We start from the raw sequence: 16,603 nt of genomic DNA, 5'->3' as shown, positions 1-16,603 counted from the left end.
CTGAACGGCCAAGGCGCTACTGAAGTCGAAATCAGCGTGCTGTCACCGTCCTATAGCGACATCAAGGCCGATCCGGCGCTACAACGGGCGCCGGCGAGGTCGGCGCGACCACCGCGCCGGTCGGCGGTCCGGCGACAACCGGAGCACTGACCGCAGGAGCACTGACCGCCGCGCCGGCCGGACGGGAGACCCGCTCGTCCTCGCCAACCGAGACCGCGGCCGGGACCTCCACGAACTGCGGATGGCCCACGATCTGCTCATGTGCGTAGATCGCATCGCGCAGGTCCTGCCGCTCCGCCTCCTCGGCCAGCAGCAACACCAGCTCGTTGCAGCGACGCTCGAAGATCATGTCCCGCAAGGCGGAAGACTCGGTGTCGATCCGCAAGTCGCCGAGTCCGACCCGCCCCACATCGACGCGACGCGACAGCATCGACGCGGCAAGCAGATCGTCGGCATCGCGCAGTTCGTCCCACAGCTGCCGAGATACGCTCTGCCCGGCCTGCACGGCCAAGAGAATCCGCTCACGCAGTTGACGCGCGCCCGCAGCGTCCGCGCTGGCAACCACCGACCGGCCGACCCGGGTGTGCGCATCCGTCGCCAATTGGACACAGCGCTCGCGCACTTGCTGATCCGAAACGCTCGCAACGGACTGCAGCGCGGTCGGGGACCCGACCAAACCGAGCCGGTCCGCCGTATCCGGGGTGAACTCGCGCAAGTCGACGTCGTATGTCGGCCCTACGAGTCCTTCCATCGCCACTTCGCTCAACTGCGATCGCAGACCGGGATCGATCGGGCCGGAGGAGACCAGTGCGGACAGGCTCGCATTCGCCTTCGGCCCCCATGCGAGGCCGAACTCGACCAGCACTCGGGCCGGATCCGACACACTTTCCCAGGACGCGCTGCCACTGTCGGGGCCGAGCACTTCATCCCACAGCCAAGGCGTCGAGACTTCGCGCGGCAGGAAGAGCTTGGCCGGCAGCCAGCCGCGGCCCTCGTTCGAGGTGATGAAGACCCCGGCGCCGGCCGGACCGCGCATCACCGCAACGGCCCAGGCCATGCCGACCGGCGAGTCGACGGCCGCGAGCACACTGCTGAGCAGGGTCCTGGCCAGTACCAGATCGTCGTTCACCGCATTGCCGACCACATAGGCCGGCTCGGCTTCCTTATCCTTTGCGGCGGCGACGGCGGATCCGAACGGTGTGCTGACCGGCACCGGGATGGGGATGCCGTTCGCGGCCGCGGTCGGCCCGGCCGGAGGCTGGCCCGAACCGCGATCGTCTGCCGAACCGGCATATACCGGACCCGCGCTCGGCCCGGACCCGATCGGCCCGGCCGACACCGGCGGCGGTGTTGTTCCGGCTGTCGCGCCGGACGTTCCCGGACTCGTCTGGTCCGGATGCGAAACCGCACCGGGCATACCGGAGGTGCCACCGGGACCGCCGCTCGCCGGTGTCGAACCGTTCGTTGCCGCGGGTGCCATCGGGGTATCGGTCGACGTGGGCCCTCCACCTGGTCCGCCTCCCGGTCCACCTCCTGGTCCGCCGGGCCCACCACCAGGGCCGCCGGGCGGCGGGGTGTACTGAGTATTCGGGTCCACGCCGTTGGGCGTCGGCCCGCTGTGCGGCCCCCCGAAGTCGTTTCCGATATTTCGAAGGTTCGACGCTATGTCGTTGTCGACGTTCTCATAGGAATCCGCCGAGTCCCGAAGCGATTTCGCGGTGTTGAAGTGTTCCTGCGCCAGCGCCTTACCGGCTCGCTCGCGGGCACCGTAGTACTTCACCAGCGCCTGCCGAACGGGGTCGGCGATGGTGCCGTAGGTGGACTCGAAGCTGTCCAGCCATGCCTGCGGCGGCTCCGACCAGGCAAGAGTATCGCGCCCGACCTGCTCATGCTGAAGCGCCAGCTGCCGCAGGACATCCGGGTCGATATTCATGCTGTTGTCCGGCATTGCTCGATCAGATCCTTTCCCGCCGCCGATCTCCATTGTCGATCCTTCCCACTGGTGGGGAATCACCCACCTGCGGGAGTCGGCCGATAATCGGCGCACTGTGATGCTGGCGAATCCGCCGGACGGGCGCCGGACCGCGACCAGAACAGCGATGAACCAGTGGGAGACGGGCAATGGATCAGTGGGAGCTCGAAGGCCTGCGGTCGGCGAACAACGGTATGCGCAACCAGGTCGACTACATCATGGACGTCTACGAGAAACAGCAGGTTCAGATCGCCGAGATCCAGCAACAAGTGGACGCACTGCGCGCACAGGCCAGTTCATCCGATCAGCTGGTCGAGGTGACCGTGGATGGCGCGGGGGTAGTCACCGACGTTCGATTGACCGCGCAGGCGATGCGCGCGAAGCCCGAAAATGTCGGGCGGGCGATTGTCGAGGCCGCGCAGGCTGCGGCACGGTCGGCGCGCTCGCAACACGACGCGCTGATCGCACCCATCGTCGATACCGCCGAACTCATGCCCGACCTGCCCGATCTGGTTCCAGGGGCGCCGAGCTGGCGCGATGCCCGCGAATCCGCCGAGAACGACGGTTCGCACACCGACTGAATACTCCCACTCCTGGGAAGGCTGCGCAGAGCGCGTGAGAATTGACCGCAGCAGGCGTGAGGAGTCCGGGTGGCGCAGTCGTTGGAAGTCGATGAGGAGCGACTTCGTGCACTGGTGCCGGAATTCGAGGATATCGGCGCGGAGGCGCAGCGCGTGCTCGATCAGTTGAAGGCCGCACTCCAAGGTGAACCCTGGGGCAAGGATGCGCCGGGGCAGGCCTTCGCCGAGACCTATGTGCCGGATAGGGACAAAGGAATCGCAAGCCTGGCGAAGACGGTTGCGAGCCTGCGCGAAGAGGGCAAGATCGTCAGCGACCTCGTCGAAGGCTTCGACCGCCAGGATCGCGAATCCGCTCGATCGATCAGCGACACCGGGGAACAGTCGCGGCCCGGCAGCCAGAATGTCGGCTCGACCACACCGACCGATCGGTACTCGCAGGATCAGCAGACTCCGATCGCAACGAACACCACGCCCGACGCCACGCGATCGTCTCCGGCATCGCAACCCGACCCGGCCGATTCCTCCGCGCCGACTTCGACGGCGACACCGGATACCTCGAGCAGCGCATCGCCCACTCCTGCGGCCACCGCACCGACCACCCTGGGCGGCATGAACCGGAACGGCATGGCCGGGCAGGGCAGCCCGTTCGGTGACGGCGCGGGCTCGCCGGATACCCGCGACACGTCCGACTCGCGACCGGAATCGACCGCCACGACGGGTAATTCGGCGCAGCCGACGGCTGTCCAACCAACCGCCGACGCCGCGGCCGCCGACCGCAAGCAATCGAATACACCGTGGTCGAGAGGTCCGTCCGGTAGCGGTTCCGCGCCGGATAGCAGCGCGCCGCAGGCTGCGGCCGCCGCACCTGCCCAGACGTCGGCACCGAGCAGCAACGCGCCGCAGGTTTCGGCACCGTCGAGTACGCCGCCGCGGATGTCCGCACCGCACCTGCCGGACCAACAACAGCAATACGCCCGTCCGGCGCCGAAGGCGGCGGGCAAGGCCTTCGGCGCCGAGTCGAAATCCGGCGCGCGTCATCCGTGGGCGGCCGATGGTGTGGCCGCTGGTGAAAACGCGCTGCTGGCACGGAAAATGGCCGATCGGCATGATCTCGAGCTCATCGGGTTCGACGATCCGAGCGTCGACGGGTACACGATCCGGGAGGTCGCGGCGGCGCTCGACGACGTGCTCTCCCAGTACCCATATGTCGATCTGCGACAGATAGCGATCGCCGACTCGGCCGACGCCGCCACCCGCCTGGAATGGGATTGGGTCGCGGGGGCCGCCGGCCCCGAGCCGTTCACCCGTCGCATCGTGCTCGACACCGTAGTCGCCCGCAATCCCGGTGTGTTCGCCGAATATGTCCGCACCGCAACGCATTCCGGGAAACTCGCGCGCGGTTCGGACCGGCGGCCGGTGTATTCGACAATGGTCCGCGAACTCGGACACGCACTCGATGTCGCGGGTGGCTTCCGCGCCAGGCAGGCGGCTCAGGACGCGCTGGTAGCCGAGTTCACGCGCACCCGGGGCACCGCACCGCGCGAGAAAACGGTCACCGAGTCGAACTCGGAATACGAGCAATGGCGGGCCCAGCTGAGCGGCTACGCCTTCCACAACGGCCGCTTCGACCCCGGGATGGCGGTGGCGGACGCGTTCACCGAGGTCCAGATAAACGGTTCCGAGGCGGCGCCGCCGGCAAAGGTGTTGCACCGCTTGCTGATCGATACCGCACGGAAGCCGGCGACGCCGTGAACTTCGGCGGTGGATCCACCGCCGAAGCGCGGCACAGCACCTTCGAGACCGAACTGTCCGCGGCTGTCGGCGGTCGGCCGCTGCGAATGCACGTGGGATTGGGACCGAACACCGACTCGGCACTGATCACCATTGCCTTTGCTCATCCGGACATCACCGACGACATGATCGCGACGGCACGTCGTGCATTCGTCACCGAATCGGATGTCGCCGACATCGCTTCCGAGGTTTCGAGAGTGCCCGAGGAGCAGGCCGCCACACCTGGTGCGTCACTGTGACACTGACGCTGCCTGCGGCATTTCCCAAGTGGCTGGTCGAGGCCGTGGCGGGGTACTGGCCGGATTGCGATGAGGACGCGGTGCGCCGCGAAGGTGACCACTGGAAGGCGACCGGCGACAGCTGCCGCCAGCTCGGCAAACGGCACGATGCGGCGAGCAAAACGGAGAAGGCCGCCCTCCACGGCTACAGCGCGGACACGAAGGCGACCAGGAATGTGCAGCTGGGCGACGATCTGCGCAATCAGGCCGAGTACTGCGACTCCATGGCCGAGCAGTGCTACCAGAAGGCCAACGACTGTGAATTCACCAAGCTACAGGTGATCGCAACCGGATTCGCGCTGCTGGCACAGCTGGTGGTGGATGCGCTGCTGTCCGCGCCGGGCGTTGTCAAGGCGGCCGAGGACCGGGCGGCGGCCGATGCGTCCTGGACCGCGAGCTCTCGCCGGTACTACGGCCGGGTCAAGAAGGTCGGACTGGATTGTGCCACCAAACGCAAGGGTTTACCGCTGGCCAAGGCCACTGCGATCGGGGCCACACTCGGCGCCGGTACCGCTGCCGCCGTCAACGCAGGTGCCCAGTTCTACCAGAAGGAGGTACTTCACCACCGCGACAAAATGGACTGGGACATGGTCGAAGATGCCGCGATCATCGGTGGCGTAGGCGGCGGCGTCGGAGCGCGATTCGCCTCGCGATTCGCTCCCGGGATCAACAAATTCCTCGGCAAGGTCGCCGGGAAGTCGGAATCGAATATCGTCCGCTACGGTGCACACGTCACCGCCGGGCTGCTGATCGGTGGCGTCGGCGGCTTCGCGGGCGCGATCAGCGGTGCGGGCGCGGGGATTATCGTCAACGGGCATATCCCTGACGCCGAGGAACTGCGAACCACCGTGATCCAAGGTTTCGTCGGCGGCTTCGTCGGTTCGGCCACAATCTTCACCCGCCCCTTGCCACCGGGTATGCGAGTCAAGGCCAAGACAGACTCCTCGACCTCGAATACGTCCACCAAACCTCCGAGCACCACACCAGCAGCCACACCTGGCACTACGCCACCGGTCACTCCCGGTGCCACACCACCAGCCACGCCCGGCGCGCCCGGCGCCACACCGCCGGGCGCCACACCACCCGCCACACCGCCGGGCGCCACCCCTCGCGGTGCCACACCACCTGCCACACCGCCCGGCGCCACACCACCCACGCCACCGCCTGGTGCCACCCCGCCCGGCGCCACACCACCCACGCCACCGCCTGGTGCCACCCCGCCCGGCGCCACACCACCCACCCCACCACACCCCACAGCGCCCGACGTAACCCCACCCGTTACACCACCACCGCAGGGAACCCCACCCCCCACGACAACACCGCCGGGCACAGCCACGCCTCCCGACACCCCGCCGACCACCGCCACACCCCCCGGCACCACGCCACCGGGTGGATCCGGCCCACACCCGCCCGGCCCAACGGGATCACGCCCAGACCCCACCGCCCCCAGACCGGGTGACCCGGCCGGCGGCGAACCCGTCACTCCACCTCCTGACTCCGACGGAGATCTCCCGCCTCGAGAGCCCGGTACGCCGGAATCGGCCCAAAAGGAACCAGCCGAGCCACAGCCGACGGCACGACCAACCGCCGAAGAGACCGCACCGCCAGCGGGCGACAAGCGGGTCTGGCCCCCGCATGCACCCAACGAAGAAGCAACTCCGCCACCGGAGCACACAGAGGGCGAACGAGGTCCCGCCGACCCAGGCCGCACAGTCCCGCCGCATACCGGAGAGTCCCCGCCCGAACACCCCCAGAGCAAAGGAGACACGGCCGAGCCACAACGACCTGCCGCACCGCGCACCGAAGAAACCGTGCCCCCTGAGCACGACCCACAGGTTGAGCACGACCCACAGGTCGGGCCCCAGCGCGCACGTGAGGAAGAGACGACACCGCCACCCGACCACGCCGGAGGCGATGGGGATCCGCAGCGGACGGTGCCGCCGCTCGGCGAGGAAGCATCGCCCGCTGCGGGCGACCTGTGGCCAGCGGGGCATCCGGATGCGGACGTATTCGAATATGCCGTGCGGAAATTCCCCGAAGTATTGGACCACCCGCGCACACTGGAGGAATTGCATCAGGTCGTGCGTTCGGAGATATCGCTCGAGGATTTCCATCAGGCGGTAAGGCCCGATCTGTCGCCCGAGGAGTTCTCGCAGCTCATACGGCCGGACATGTCGTTCGAGGAATTGCATCAGGCCCTCCGGCCCGACATGCCGTTGACGGAATTCGTCTACAGCATGGACCCGGACATTTCTTTCGACGGACTCATCGCAGTGCGAGACCTCTCTTATCAGGTGCACGGACTGGAAACACCACCGCTGTCCCGCGAGAACCTCGAACAATTTCTCCAGCGGATCTGGATGGACCAGGATTCCATCGGTGTTCGGAATGATGTCTACGCCCGGTACCATGCCTCTTCCGAGCCCAACACCATTTCCGATCCACGCGACTATATCGGGGAAATGGGCGACGTTCTCAGTACCCGGGCACCCGATAGTCAGCGGGCAAGTATCCAATACGGACGGGGACCTGAGAAGGTCCTCACCCCCGAGAACGCACGCGACGTGGACCCATGGAACGTCGGCTTTCTCTTCTACCACCGCATGGCGGCTGATGTCGATGATATCGGTTATCGTGTATACGTAAATGCGCAGGGTGATGCCACGCCGGCTCTCGTCCGAAGCCTCGTGCGCGACGTAGTGGATCGCCCCGATCAATTCCCGGGGATCGCCGCCGCAAAAGTAGGCGGGCCACGACGGATCAGCTCGGACAGTCTCGTCGTATATGTGAACGAGTTATCGGATGCCTATAGAGTCGTCGACTGGCTGAAGGACTATCAGATGCAGCACCCCGATACTTTCCGCTGGGACGTCCCCGCCATGACACAACAAGTGATGGAGGGTGTGGGTATAGGCGCAGAACCGCTGCTGGAGGGCAAGAGCTTCGGCGGTATCCGAGCGGATGCGATCTTCGAAGCATTGCAGTCGGTCCGCATGCGCGACGGCACGTACCTGGACTTCCGCGACGCGGTCCTTGCCGCACTGCCGAGGCACGGTGCGAATCCAGGACTTCCCCACGAGAATTACCGCCTATGATCGACGACGCCGCATACGAAAGGACGTTGATATGACCGATCAGCGACGGATCGATGCCGCCCGCGACATTGTCACCGACTACTTGCGCGGGGACATAGACCCGGACCGAAATCCAGATATGTTCGACGACGATATCGTCTATTTCGCGGTGGCCCGCCTGGACCGGCACGACACCGACTGGCTGTTGGCTCGGATCGCGGATCCGCAATGGCCGCGCGCAGTTCGTGCCGATATCGCGGGCATGATGCCCGGCCACTATGCCGAAGGCGAGACTGCACTCCGTGCCGGCAACCGCTGATGGAGCAGTGGCACTACGAACAGCAACGGGCACAGCTCGCCGATATTCGGGACGAGTTGTCCGCCATGAGCGCCGAGGCCAGTTCGCGCGATGGTTCGGTCGAGGTAACGGTCGATCAGTCCGGAATTGTCACCGACGTGCGAATTGAGCCGCGGGCATTGCGTGGCGCGGCGGCGGATCTCGGCCGGGCTGTCACGGAAGCAGCCCGGGAGGCCGCGCGGCTGGCGCATCAGCGGGTCAGCGAAGCCATCGGCCCGATCGAAGATATCGTCGGCCGCATGCCCGATGCGGCGGATCTACTGCTGGGCGCGCCCAGCCTTCGGGAACCGGACACAGTACTCGTTCAGCAGCCCGCGCCGGTCGACGAGGACGACGACTACGGCTGACGTAGCGGTCCGGTGCTGATCGTCGGTCGCCGAGCGGCGGGTGCGCGTGGTGCGTCCACGAACAACGGGTGATCGACGATCTGTCCGTGGGCGTAGACCGCATCGCGCAAGCGCTGCCGATTCGGCTCCTCCGCGAGCAGCAGCGCCAGTTCGTCACAGCGGCGCTCGAATACCATCGCGCGCAGCAGCATCGCCTCCGTCGCCGACCGCCCGTCGGCGTCGGATCGCAACTCCCCCAACGTGACTCGTGATACATCGGCCCGGTGCGACAGCATCGACGCGGCGAGCAGATCGTCGGCATCACGCAATTCGTCCCACCAGTCGGTGGACACCTCCCGGCGTTGCCGGATCGCTTCCATGATCCGCTGGCGCAGGTGCGGCAGCCCCAGTGAGTCCGGCGCACCCGCCTGGCCGACTCGCCGATGCGCATCCCAGGCGAGGTCGATGCAGCGCGATCGGATCCCCTGCGCCGGGACCTTTCCGACCCGATCGAGTAACTGCTGAGCGGCCACCAGGCCGAGTCGATCCGCCAAACCGGCTGCCGCCGCGCTCAAATCCATTGCCGACGAGGCGGATACCGGCCCCTCCATCGGTACCTCACGCATCTGGGCGCGCATAGCCGAATCGATCGGCTGCGACGACACGATCGCGGTCACCTTGGCACCCGTTCGGCGTCCCCATGCCGCACCGAATTCGGCGAGCACCCGCGCCGGATCGGACACGCCTTCCCAAGCGTTGTCCGCGACCTCCCACATCCAAGGCGTCGAAATCTCCCGCGGAAGGTACAGGCCCGCAGGCAGCCAGCCACGGCCCTCATTCGAGGTGACGAACGCGTTGACGCCGCCGGAATGCCGCATTATCGACACCGCCCACTCCAGGCCGATCACCGACGAATCCACCACGGCCAGTACGCCGCCCAGCAAGGTCCGTGCCAAAACCAGATCGCCGTCGACGCGCTCGCCGAGCATGAAGGTCGGAGCGGCGGCGGCCGCCATCGCACCGCCGACCACATCACGGATCAGTTCGTCGCTGCCGCCTGCATCCGATCGTCCGTCCACGGCTTGCGGATCACGTTGCAGCGAACCCGATTTCGTAGGCGGGACGGCCGCAACCGGCGCCGACACGGTCGGACCGGCAGATATCTTGGGTACCGGGGACCCCGACGCACGCGAATCGACCTGCGGGGCTTTATTTTCCAACCCGGGCCGCGACTGCGCGGCCGGGGATTGCGCCGGCGTTTGCGCCGAGGACGGTGTCGATACCGGCGGTGCCGACGATGGCGGCGCGGATATTCCGGTCGAACCGGCCGCAGGTGGCAAGATCGTCGGCAGCATCTGACCTGCCGAGTTTGTCGACGCAGCCTCCCGCGCGATCTCGGTGGAATCGGAGCCGTGACCGGAATCGGTTGCGGACGTGCCGGATTCCCCGTGTTGCTGGGAATCGGTGGTATCGGCGGCTGTGTCGCCAGGCGCATCGGAATCGGTATGCCCCTGGAATTCATCGGAGCTGGTCGTGGATGGCGCACGCGACGAGACGCCGGTTGTGGCGGCATTTGGATCGGCACCGTCCGGCTGCACCGTCGGTGCATAGCCCGTGGTGACACCCGGAGTCGAGGTCGGGGCCGAAACCGCGGGCGGCATACCCATGGTGGTCGGCGCATCCGTCGGCGTGCCCTGCGATGGCGAATCGACCGGAAGGTCCGTCGGCCCGCGTCCCGGCAGGCCTTGGTCGAACGGATCCCACACCGGCACATCGAATTGCGGGCCCGCGCCCAGGGGAACCGGGAACTGGTGGTTCGGTCCAGCCCCCGGATGCCCGATCTCGTGCTGCGGGCCGGGCAGGTGTGGATGGGCAGGCCAGTGTCCCGGCGGTCCTTCGGGCAGCCGTGGACCGCCGGGGTTCCCTGGCCCCGGTTGCCGCAGCTTGTCCTTGATGCGCTCCAGGTCCCGCAGAATCGTCGGGCCGATCGACGTCTGTGCGGTCCGCACCACATCGTCGACCTCGTCACGGGCCTCGGCGATGATCCGTTCGACGCGGGCGTTCAAGGCATCCGCCTTGGCCTCACGTTCGGCCTCGTCATCGGATTCGTCGTTCGCGGCAGCCTGATACGCCTGCTGAATTTTGGCGGTGGCCTCCTCGACGATGTCGAGGATCTTGTTGCGGGTGCGATAGACCAGATCGGAGAAAAACCCGAAGATACCGGCCGCGGCATCCAGCGCGTCGGCGAAGGCCTGCGGATTCCCGCGCTGCTCGAGCATATTTTGTTTGACGGGCTCGAGCCCCTCGCTGGCGCGGACCCGATTGTCGAAGTCGTGGCGGGCTTGTTCGGCGCCGAGCGTGTCCAACGCCGCGGCGCCGTCACGCGAGGTGTTTTCCAGTGCGCTCCAGTCGCCGGGCGGGACCTCCGGCCATTTGTCCCGGACTATCCTGTCCCAGTATCGACTTTCGTGCTCCGGTGGCATCCGGTGATCAGATCGAGTCGTAGCGTTGGACGTACGTCCCGCCCCTGACATCCGCATCGGTGAGGACATTCGTCGTGCTCACCGTCGCGGTGTGGGTGATTCGCGCACCGTGGTTATTGGCCGCGACGGCGTGACCGAACGCTGTCACGATCTCCTGCCGGTGCGCGTCCAGCGACCGGTCGAGGTCCGATTCGGGCCGATGGTGCAGGACCAGATCCGAGACGGTCCCGGAAACCTGATCCGAGACCGTTTCGATGGCTCCGGCGAATCTGCCTGCCGCAGCGTTCACTTCGTGCGGTTCGTCCATATCCACCATGTCGGCATCCCGTCTGAGAGGTTATTTCGATTCAGCTGGTGGCGCCGAATTCGGCATTCACCATGGCACGGAAGGAGGCTTCGGTGGGCAGATCGAACGAGTCGATGGTGTAGGAACGCGTGCCTTTGTACTCCATTTCGGCACGCAGTCCGACCCGGGACTTCATATGTGCCAAGCGCGCGAGCTTCAGAATCTCCGCGGCCAACCAGGCATCGCCGTTGTCACGGGCGTCGTCGGTGATGTGCAGCCCGACGATCTCACCGTCACGGTCGCATGCGACGCCGCAGGTGTGGTCGGGATTGAACACTTCATAGACCATGCTCCGCCAGTCGGGAGCCGGTGCTCCCTCGTCCACGTCGAATTCGTCCGAATGTGGCTCGGTCAACGGGGTCCCTCCTACAGTCGTTCGGCGGATTGACGATTCGATGATGCACTGCGCACGGACGGATCCTCATCGGGTGCGTCCAGGCGTGTGGCCAGCGCACTCCACGCGGCATCATCGATGCTCATGATCTGGCGCAGCTGCCAGAATCGAGCGCCGAGGTACATCTCGGCGGTGCCGTCCGGGGCGACATCGAGATGATCCGGCCCCTCGTTCGTCGGGTTGAGCGTAACCGTCGTGATCGGCGGGCGCGCGTCGTCGATATTCATGATCGTCGCGCCGCCGCCGGGGATGAAACTTTGGCGGCAGCGCGGACTGTTCGCGATCGCGATATCGGCGCTATTGGTGGTCACCGTGATCTCGGAGTTGAGCAGCAATTGCATCGCCCAGGCCCGAGCCGCGAGCTCCGGTCGATCGGCATTGACGGCAATGGTCAATGCGGTCGCCAGGTCGACAACCAGTAATGCCTCGGCGGTGGTGACACCCACGATCACCAAGCGCTTCGCGGTGCCGACCGGATAGGGCAGATCGTCGGCGCCGAGGGTTACCACATCCGATCCGACACCGACACCGGTCGCCGGATGGGCGACGACGGTTCCGGTCGCGACGTCGACGGTGTAGGCGGCCACCAGACTCGGCATTCGTTCCGCGACACCGGCCAACCGGACCAGGCCCTCGTCGTGCAGCCACCGCACGGTATCGGCAACGGTGACCGCGCCGGGTTCTGTCATGACGGCACCGCACCCGCTGTCGCCGGGGGCGGCACGGAGGGCCCGACCGGACCCGAAGGACCGGTCGACTCGAACGGCTCGGGCGGCGGCACCGCTTCCATCACGCTCTGGTACTGCCGTGCCGCGTCAGCGGTACTTTCCCGAATGGCCGCCATGATCTCGGTGACCAGTTCTTGATTGGTGAGCCGATCCACGGTGCCCGGCGCCATGAACAGATCCGTCAGCCGGCCCATCGCGTCCACCTCGGGGATGATCGCACCGCTGGGCGAGGGCCGACGCGCACGGATGCCGTCGATTCGCTCACGCATATCGGCAATTCGATGCCGCAACTCACGGGCGGCGTCGAGGGCCGCCTGGACATCGGGGTGGATATCACTCACACGGAACCTCCGGATTGGGTCGGGCCCTGGCCGGGCGATGGCGTCGGCGGTGTCACGGTCGGGGCGATCGTCGGCCGTTCCCCGATGACCTGTTCGGTATGGGGTGTGTCGTCGACGTACATCAACCGATCGGGATGCCAGGCGACCACCCGGTTGCGTTCGTTACCGTTGCCACCGGCACCGCCCATACCGGGGGCCATCGGCATATACGGCATCATCCCGGTGCCCGTACCGGCACCGCGCGCGGCGGCCGCCGCGCCCGACGACGCGGACGACAGTGGCTCGATGACCGGTGTCCTCGCCATCCCGACCGGGGTGTTCGATGCCGCACCCGCGGTCGCGACGATCGGCATGGCGCCCACCGACATCGAGGTACTCGCCCCGGTGATGTCCGGAATCCCGGCGCCGGAGATCGAACTGCCCGCTCCCCCAGAGCCCAGCGACGACCCGAGGCCGCTCGGAATGCCGAGGTCGTCGTATCCGTAGTCGCTGTATTCGTCGTCGAGGCCGAGATCCGAGGTGTCCTGGTTCTGCGCCATGCCGGCGGCCGATGACATGGCCTGCATCATCGCGGGCAGCATCTGGGACAGCATGCTGCTCGAATCGCTGCCACTGCTGCTGCCCTTGCCGCTGCCACCTGTGTCGCTCGTACCACCCTCGGGAACCTTGGAGTTGACAGTCGTGGTGTAGCCGGTGATCGCCTCGGCGGAGCGGGCGTTCTGCTCCTGGAATTCGGCAAGCGCCGCTTGGATCGCCAATTCGTTCTTCGACTTCATCGCGGCCAGCAACCGCTTGCGGGCCGCGATGATCTCCTCGGGTGTCGGATGTTTGGCCTTCGCGACCGTGAACGCATTGCTGTAGGAGTCGACATTGTCGGCCAACGCCCCTAATCCGGCGCCGAGCTGGCCCAGCCAATTCCGATGCTGGGTCAGGTGTTCGGCCACCGTGCTACCGACCGGCGTCCAGTTCTGCATCAGTGTGGCCGCACCGTCGACACCTTCGGCGGCCGCGGTGTGGAACCCGCCGGTGTACTTGCGGATATCGGCCGCGAAGCTGGTCGCCGGGCCAGGACCCGGGCCGGTGTGCAGTTGCTTCGCGAACGTGAGCGGGTCGACCGATCCGGTAGCGGCGGGCAGGGAGAAGGTCGGCGCTTGCCGGAGACCGAATTCCTGCACATCGCCTACCGGATTGGCGAGGATCTCCGCGCCGCTGCCATTGATAATGCGCGCGTTCTGATCATCGGTCGCGGTGTAATCGGCTGCCGCGCCGCCCACGTGGTGCGCGTGACGCTGCACTTCATTGAGCACGCCGAGCACGCCATTGAACAGCGATGCGGCCTGTGCGTTGAGCCGGGGCACATGTGCCCCGGAGATCGGGTCGGCCCCCGCAGGCTGCACCCAGCCGTTCGGCAATCCGGCTCCGGTATCACGCGCCAGTGCGGCCAGCTTCGAGGCCACCTCGACGAGTTGCGCCGGATCGACATTCAGCGGCATCGTCTCCTCCTCTCACCATCCGGCTCACGATCACGCCGGAGCGGCCACGGCTGGCATGGCCGCACCCGCCGACGGATCGCCGGTGACCGGCATACCGCCCATCTTGCCCTGATCGTGATCCTCCGGTGCGGTCGCCTCGATGCCCTTCGGATGGTTGAAGCCGACGAACTGGCCGAATTCCCCAGCGCTGTCGGACATTTCCGGGGCGAACTGCTTCATCTGGCCGTTGACCACGACCTCCAGCGTGCCACCGTCGTCGGCAGGGAAGGCCACCACGATCGCGGTGCGCCCGTCCCAGACCGCGACATCGCCGGTCATCAGCTGGTACGGATCGACCGGGGTCCCGATCTGCTTCTTGTCCGACCACTTCGCCGGGGTCTTCCCATATGCCGCCTGGGCATCGGTGCCGCTGGCGTTGCCGAACGCCGCATCCAAAGCCTGTGCGACAGTGACGGATACCTTCTGGGTCCGGCCGTCCGGGAACGTGTACACCACGGTTCCATCGGAATTCGGCGTACGGCCGGGCACTCCGGCCGTCGGCTGCGAGGACGACGCATTCGCCGGAGGTCCGGTATTGGTCGCGGGCGCGGGCGTGCTGGTCGCGGCCTGCACCGCCGGTTGGGCCGGTGCGACGGCTGCGGGCACGGCGCGGAGTTCGTCTTCGTACGGGTCGTATTCGCTGCGGCGGTTGTTCAGGTCGGTATCGGCCTGACCGCGGTTCATCATCTGCGCCATCAGCATCGGCAGCATCGAACTCATCATGTCCATACCGGAATTCGCCGGTGACGCGGCAGCAGTGTCCGGCACCGATGCCGGCGTGGCGGTACTCGGATTCGTGCCGCTGTTGTTGAGGTCGTCGAGTGCATGCTGCACCTTGTCGTCGAGCGACCCACCGGTCGGCGTGTTTCCGGTGTCGACCCCGGGGGTGTCCGAATTGAGGTTGTCCAGGCCGGGGACCGTGGAACCATCGTCGATGGAACCGACGTCGGCGGGATTCTGCGTGGGGTTCACCGCGGGCAGTTGGGATACGTCCGCCGGGTCGGCCAGTTGCTTCTTCAGGTTCGCGTTCTCCTGTTGGAGCTGCTTGATCTGGTCTTCCAGCTTTTTCATGTCCGCGGCCTGATTGTCGACCCCGTCTTTGACATCCTTGTTCGCGTTCGCCGCGTCGTCGAAAGCACTAGCGACAGACTGGATCGCCTGGTTGCAGAACTCGTAGATGTGCTGGTCTTCCTTCATCCCCGGTTTGGGCACAGTCGGGGCTTGGTTGGTAATGTAGTCGATTCCTTCATTGACGGCCTTCTGCGCGGCGATGGAGATGGCCTCGGTCTTCTTGGCCAGCGGCGCAATCGCCTTGGCCGAGTCATCTATCAAATAGGCCGCCTGTTGCAGGCTGGATGCTGTGCTCGCGTAATTCGTGAAATGGGCCAGACCCGAACCCTCGACCTGGTGGGGCACTTCCATCACCGGTGGGGTGCCCTTATTCTCCTCGCCGTTGCCACAACTGTCGAAATAACCTTGGAACTTCTGGGGCAGCGTTTTGTACCACTCTGTCGTCTGTGTCAGTGGCCTGTACTGTGCATACTCTGTCTCGTCGCCCATCTGATTCGGATCAGGCATCCGCATTGGGAGGTGAATTTTCAAGGAGCTGCTCCTCGGCCCGAACCGTTACGAGATGAGCGTGGTGGGTAGTTCGGCAAGAGCGTCCGGCGTCGACTTATTATATTGATCCCAAGATTTATTGCCGTAGGCCGTGGCCGCTGTCGCGGTCATAGTGCCCAAGCCCATCTTGTTCATCGGAGCCCGCAAGAATGCCAGGCGGCTCCCAAATCCACCGAACTGTTGCGAGGCGCCCTTCTTCAAGAACAATGTTCCAGCGTCTTTGAAGCTCTCGCCGAGCGCCTTCGCACCGCCCTTGAGGAAGGCGCCCTTGGCGGCACCGCCGACCAATCCCCCAGGAATTGCGCCCAAGGCGCCGTCGATGAGCGCGGATTCCATGCATTCGTCGAAGCTCTTACCCTCGGTGGCGGCCATGATCCCACCCGTTACCCCGCCGAGCAGCGCGGCGCCCACCGGTCCACCGAAGGCGAAGCCGACACCGCTCGCGACTCCAGAGACGATATCGCGCCATCCGAGACCGAACATATGATCACCTATCCGCTGTCGAGTGCGCGTCAACACTGCGATAGACCGTTGACGACCATGCATGGAACATCTATCGACCTCTCTCATTGTTGAGGATTCCCAACAGTGGGAACCTGATGTGCGCGTCGAACGAGTCAGGATGATGACAGTAGGACATGCACTGACGTGCACGAATTGCCGTGGCCACCACGTTGTTCCAGTTCGCGGGCTATCGCTGTAGGAGGGATACCGGATGTACCTCCACCGCTTGCCACTCGGGCGTCGGGTACCGCCGGTTCCCCATGCTCGCGCGCGGT

The 16,603-nt window shown here is 66.0% G+C and carries 15 protein-coding genes; 6 read left to right on the top strand and 9 right to left on the bottom strand.

All coding sequences use genetic code 11. The features are described 5' to 3' along the window. Positions 1 to 61: 61 nt before the first annotated feature. Complete coding sequence (locus ACQPXH_RS11265) at positions 62 to 1,948, bottom strand: type VII secretion target (protein ID WP_433602252.1); 1,887 nt, start codon at positions 1,946 to 1,948, stop codon at positions 62 to 64. A gap of 173 nt (positions 1,949 to 2,121) precedes the next feature. Between ACQPXH_RS11265 and ACQPXH_RS11260 the strand changes: the two genes are divergently transcribed. The 6 genes from ACQPXH_RS11260 (at position 2,122) to ACQPXH_RS11235 (ending at position 8,401) form a co-directional block, all read left to right on the top strand. Then, the gene (locus tag ACQPXH_RS11260) at positions 2,122 to 2,553 is read left to right on the top strand and encodes a YbaB/EbfC family nucleoid-associated protein (RefSeq protein ID WP_433602251.1); all 432 of its coding nucleotides are present in this window, start codon (positions 2,122 to 2,124) and stop codon (positions 2,551 to 2,553) included. A gap of 69 nt (positions 2,554 to 2,622) precedes the next feature. Further along, entirely contained in the window at positions 2,623 to 4,305 is a 1,683-nt protein-coding gene (locus tag ACQPXH_RS11255) for a hypothetical protein (RefSeq protein WP_433602250.1), read from the top strand. Then, the gene (locus ACQPXH_RS11250) at positions 4,302 to 4,583 is read left to right on the top strand and encodes a hypothetical protein (RefSeq protein ID WP_433602249.1); all 282 of its coding nucleotides are present in this window, start codon (positions 4,302 to 4,304) and stop codon (positions 4,581 to 4,583) included. The genes ACQPXH_RS11255 and ACQPXH_RS11250 overlap by 4 nt, the downstream gene beginning before the upstream one ends. Beyond that, positions 4,580 to 7,717: a T3SS effector HopA1 family protein gene (locus ACQPXH_RS11245; RefSeq protein ID WP_433602248.1), complete on the top strand. Its 3,138-nt coding sequence runs from the start codon at positions 4,580 to 4,582 to the stop codon at positions 7,715 to 7,717. The genes ACQPXH_RS11250 and ACQPXH_RS11245 overlap by 4 nt, the downstream gene beginning before the upstream one ends. Positions 7,718 to 7,748: 31 nt before the next feature. Then, positions 7,749 to 8,015 carry a hypothetical protein gene (locus ACQPXH_RS11240; protein WP_433602247.1) on the top strand — a complete coding sequence of 89 codons (267 nt, stop codon included), beginning with the start codon at positions 7,749 to 7,751 and terminating at the stop codon, positions 8,013 to 8,015. Continuing rightward, positions 8,015 to 8,401 carry a YbaB/EbfC family nucleoid-associated protein gene (locus ACQPXH_RS11235; protein ID WP_433602246.1) on the top strand — a complete coding sequence of 129 codons (387 nt, stop codon included), beginning with the start codon at positions 8,015 to 8,017 and terminating at the stop codon, positions 8,399 to 8,401. Before ACQPXH_RS11240 ends, ACQPXH_RS11235 begins: the two co-directional genes overlap by 1 nt. Here ACQPXH_RS11235 and ACQPXH_RS11230 read toward each other — a convergent pair. The 8 genes from ACQPXH_RS11230 to ACQPXH_RS11195 form a co-directional block, all read right to left on the bottom strand. Continuing rightward, positions 8,392 to 10,863, bottom strand: a complete 2,472-nt coding sequence (locus tag ACQPXH_RS11230; protein WP_433602245.1) for a hypothetical protein — start codon at positions 10,861 to 10,863, stop codon at positions 8,392 to 8,394. The two genes, ACQPXH_RS11235 and ACQPXH_RS11230, sit on opposite strands and share 10 nt — an antisense overlap. A gap of 7 nt (positions 10,864 to 10,870) precedes the next feature. Continuing rightward, positions 10,871 to 11,179 (bottom strand): hypothetical protein, encoded by a 309-nt coding sequence (locus ACQPXH_RS11225; protein WP_433602244.1) that lies wholly within the window; start codon positions 11,177 to 11,179, stop codon positions 10,871 to 10,873. 31 nt (positions 11,180 to 11,210) lie between these two features. Further along, the gene (locus tag ACQPXH_RS11220; protein ID WP_433602242.1) at positions 11,211 to 11,564 is read right to left on the bottom strand and encodes a hypothetical protein; all 354 of its coding nucleotides are present in this window, start codon (positions 11,562 to 11,564) and stop codon (positions 11,211 to 11,213) included. Between the two features lie 11 nt (positions 11,565 to 11,575). Then, positions 11,576 to 12,292 carry a hypothetical protein gene (locus tag ACQPXH_RS11215; protein WP_433602241.1) on the bottom strand — a complete coding sequence of 239 codons (717 nt, stop codon included), beginning with the start codon at positions 12,290 to 12,292 and terminating at the stop codon, positions 11,576 to 11,578. Then, positions 12,289 to 12,672 carry a YbaB/EbfC family nucleoid-associated protein gene (locus ACQPXH_RS11210; protein ID WP_433602239.1) on the bottom strand — a complete coding sequence of 128 codons (384 nt, stop codon included), beginning with the start codon at positions 12,670 to 12,672 and terminating at the stop codon, positions 12,289 to 12,291. Before ACQPXH_RS11210 ends, ACQPXH_RS11215 begins: the two co-directional genes overlap by 4 nt. Next, a complete protein-coding gene (locus ACQPXH_RS11205) occupies positions 12,669 to 14,165 on the bottom strand; it encodes a PPE domain-containing protein (RefSeq protein ID WP_433602237.1) in 1,497 nt (498 codons plus the stop codon). Before ACQPXH_RS11205 ends, ACQPXH_RS11210 begins: the two co-directional genes overlap by 4 nt. A gap of 30 nt (positions 14,166 to 14,195) precedes the next feature. Next, the gene (locus ACQPXH_RS11200; RefSeq protein ID WP_433602236.1) at positions 14,196 to 15,629 is read right to left on the bottom strand and encodes a hypothetical protein; all 1,434 of its coding nucleotides are present in this window, start codon (positions 15,627 to 15,629) and stop codon (positions 14,196 to 14,198) included. A 201-nt stretch (positions 15,630 to 15,830) separates the two neighbouring features. Next, positions 15,831 to 16,307, bottom strand: coding sequence for a hypothetical protein (locus ACQPXH_RS11195; RefSeq protein WP_433602235.1), 477 nt, complete (start codon positions 16,305 to 16,307; stop codon positions 15,831 to 15,833). Positions 16,308 to 16,603 lie beyond the last annotated feature (296 nt).

This window comes from Nocardia sp. CA-135953 (assembly GCF_050955735.1).
Lineage (GTDB): Bacteria > Actinomycetota > Actinomycetes > Mycobacteriales > Mycobacteriaceae > Nocardia.
Note: the sequence above shows the minus strand (reverse complement) of the source record. Positions and strands in the feature narration are given on the sequence as shown.

Bases quoted from the DNA above. Each gene is read 5' to 3' on its own strand.
- ACQPXH_RS11225 (WP_433602244.1), bottom strand. From the start codon at position 11,179: ATGGTGGATATGGACGAACCGCACGAAGTGAACGCTGCGGCAGGCAGA.
- ACQPXH_RS11230 (WP_433602245.1), bottom strand. From the start codon at position 10,863: ATGCCACCGGAGCACGAAAGTCGATACTGGGACAGGATAGTCCGGGAC.
- ACQPXH_RS11195 (WP_433602235.1), bottom strand. From the start codon at position 16,307: ATGTTCGGTCTCGGATGGCGCGATATCGTCTCTGGAGTCGCGAGCGGT.
- ACQPXH_RS11235 (WP_433602246.1), top strand. From the start codon at position 8,015: ATGGAGCAGTGGCACTACGAACAGCAACGGGCACAGCTCGCCGATATT.
- ACQPXH_RS11265 (WP_433602252.1), bottom strand. From the start codon at position 1,948: ATGCCGGACAACAGCATGAATATCGACCCGGATGTCCTGCGGCAGCTG.
- ACQPXH_RS11240 (WP_433602247.1), top strand. From the start codon at position 7,749: ATGACCGATCAGCGACGGATCGATGCCGCCCGCGACATTGTCACCGAC.
- ACQPXH_RS11205 (WP_433602237.1), bottom strand. From the start codon at position 14,165: ATGCCGCTGAATGTCGATCCGGCGCAACTCGTCGAGGTGGCCTCGAAG.
- ACQPXH_RS11260 (WP_433602251.1), top strand. From the start codon at position 2,122: ATGGATCAGTGGGAGCTCGAAGGCCTGCGGTCGGCGAACAACGGTATG.
- ACQPXH_RS11215 (WP_433602241.1), bottom strand. From the start codon at position 12,292: ATGACAGAACCCGGCGCGGTCACCGTTGCCGATACCGTGCGGTGGCTG.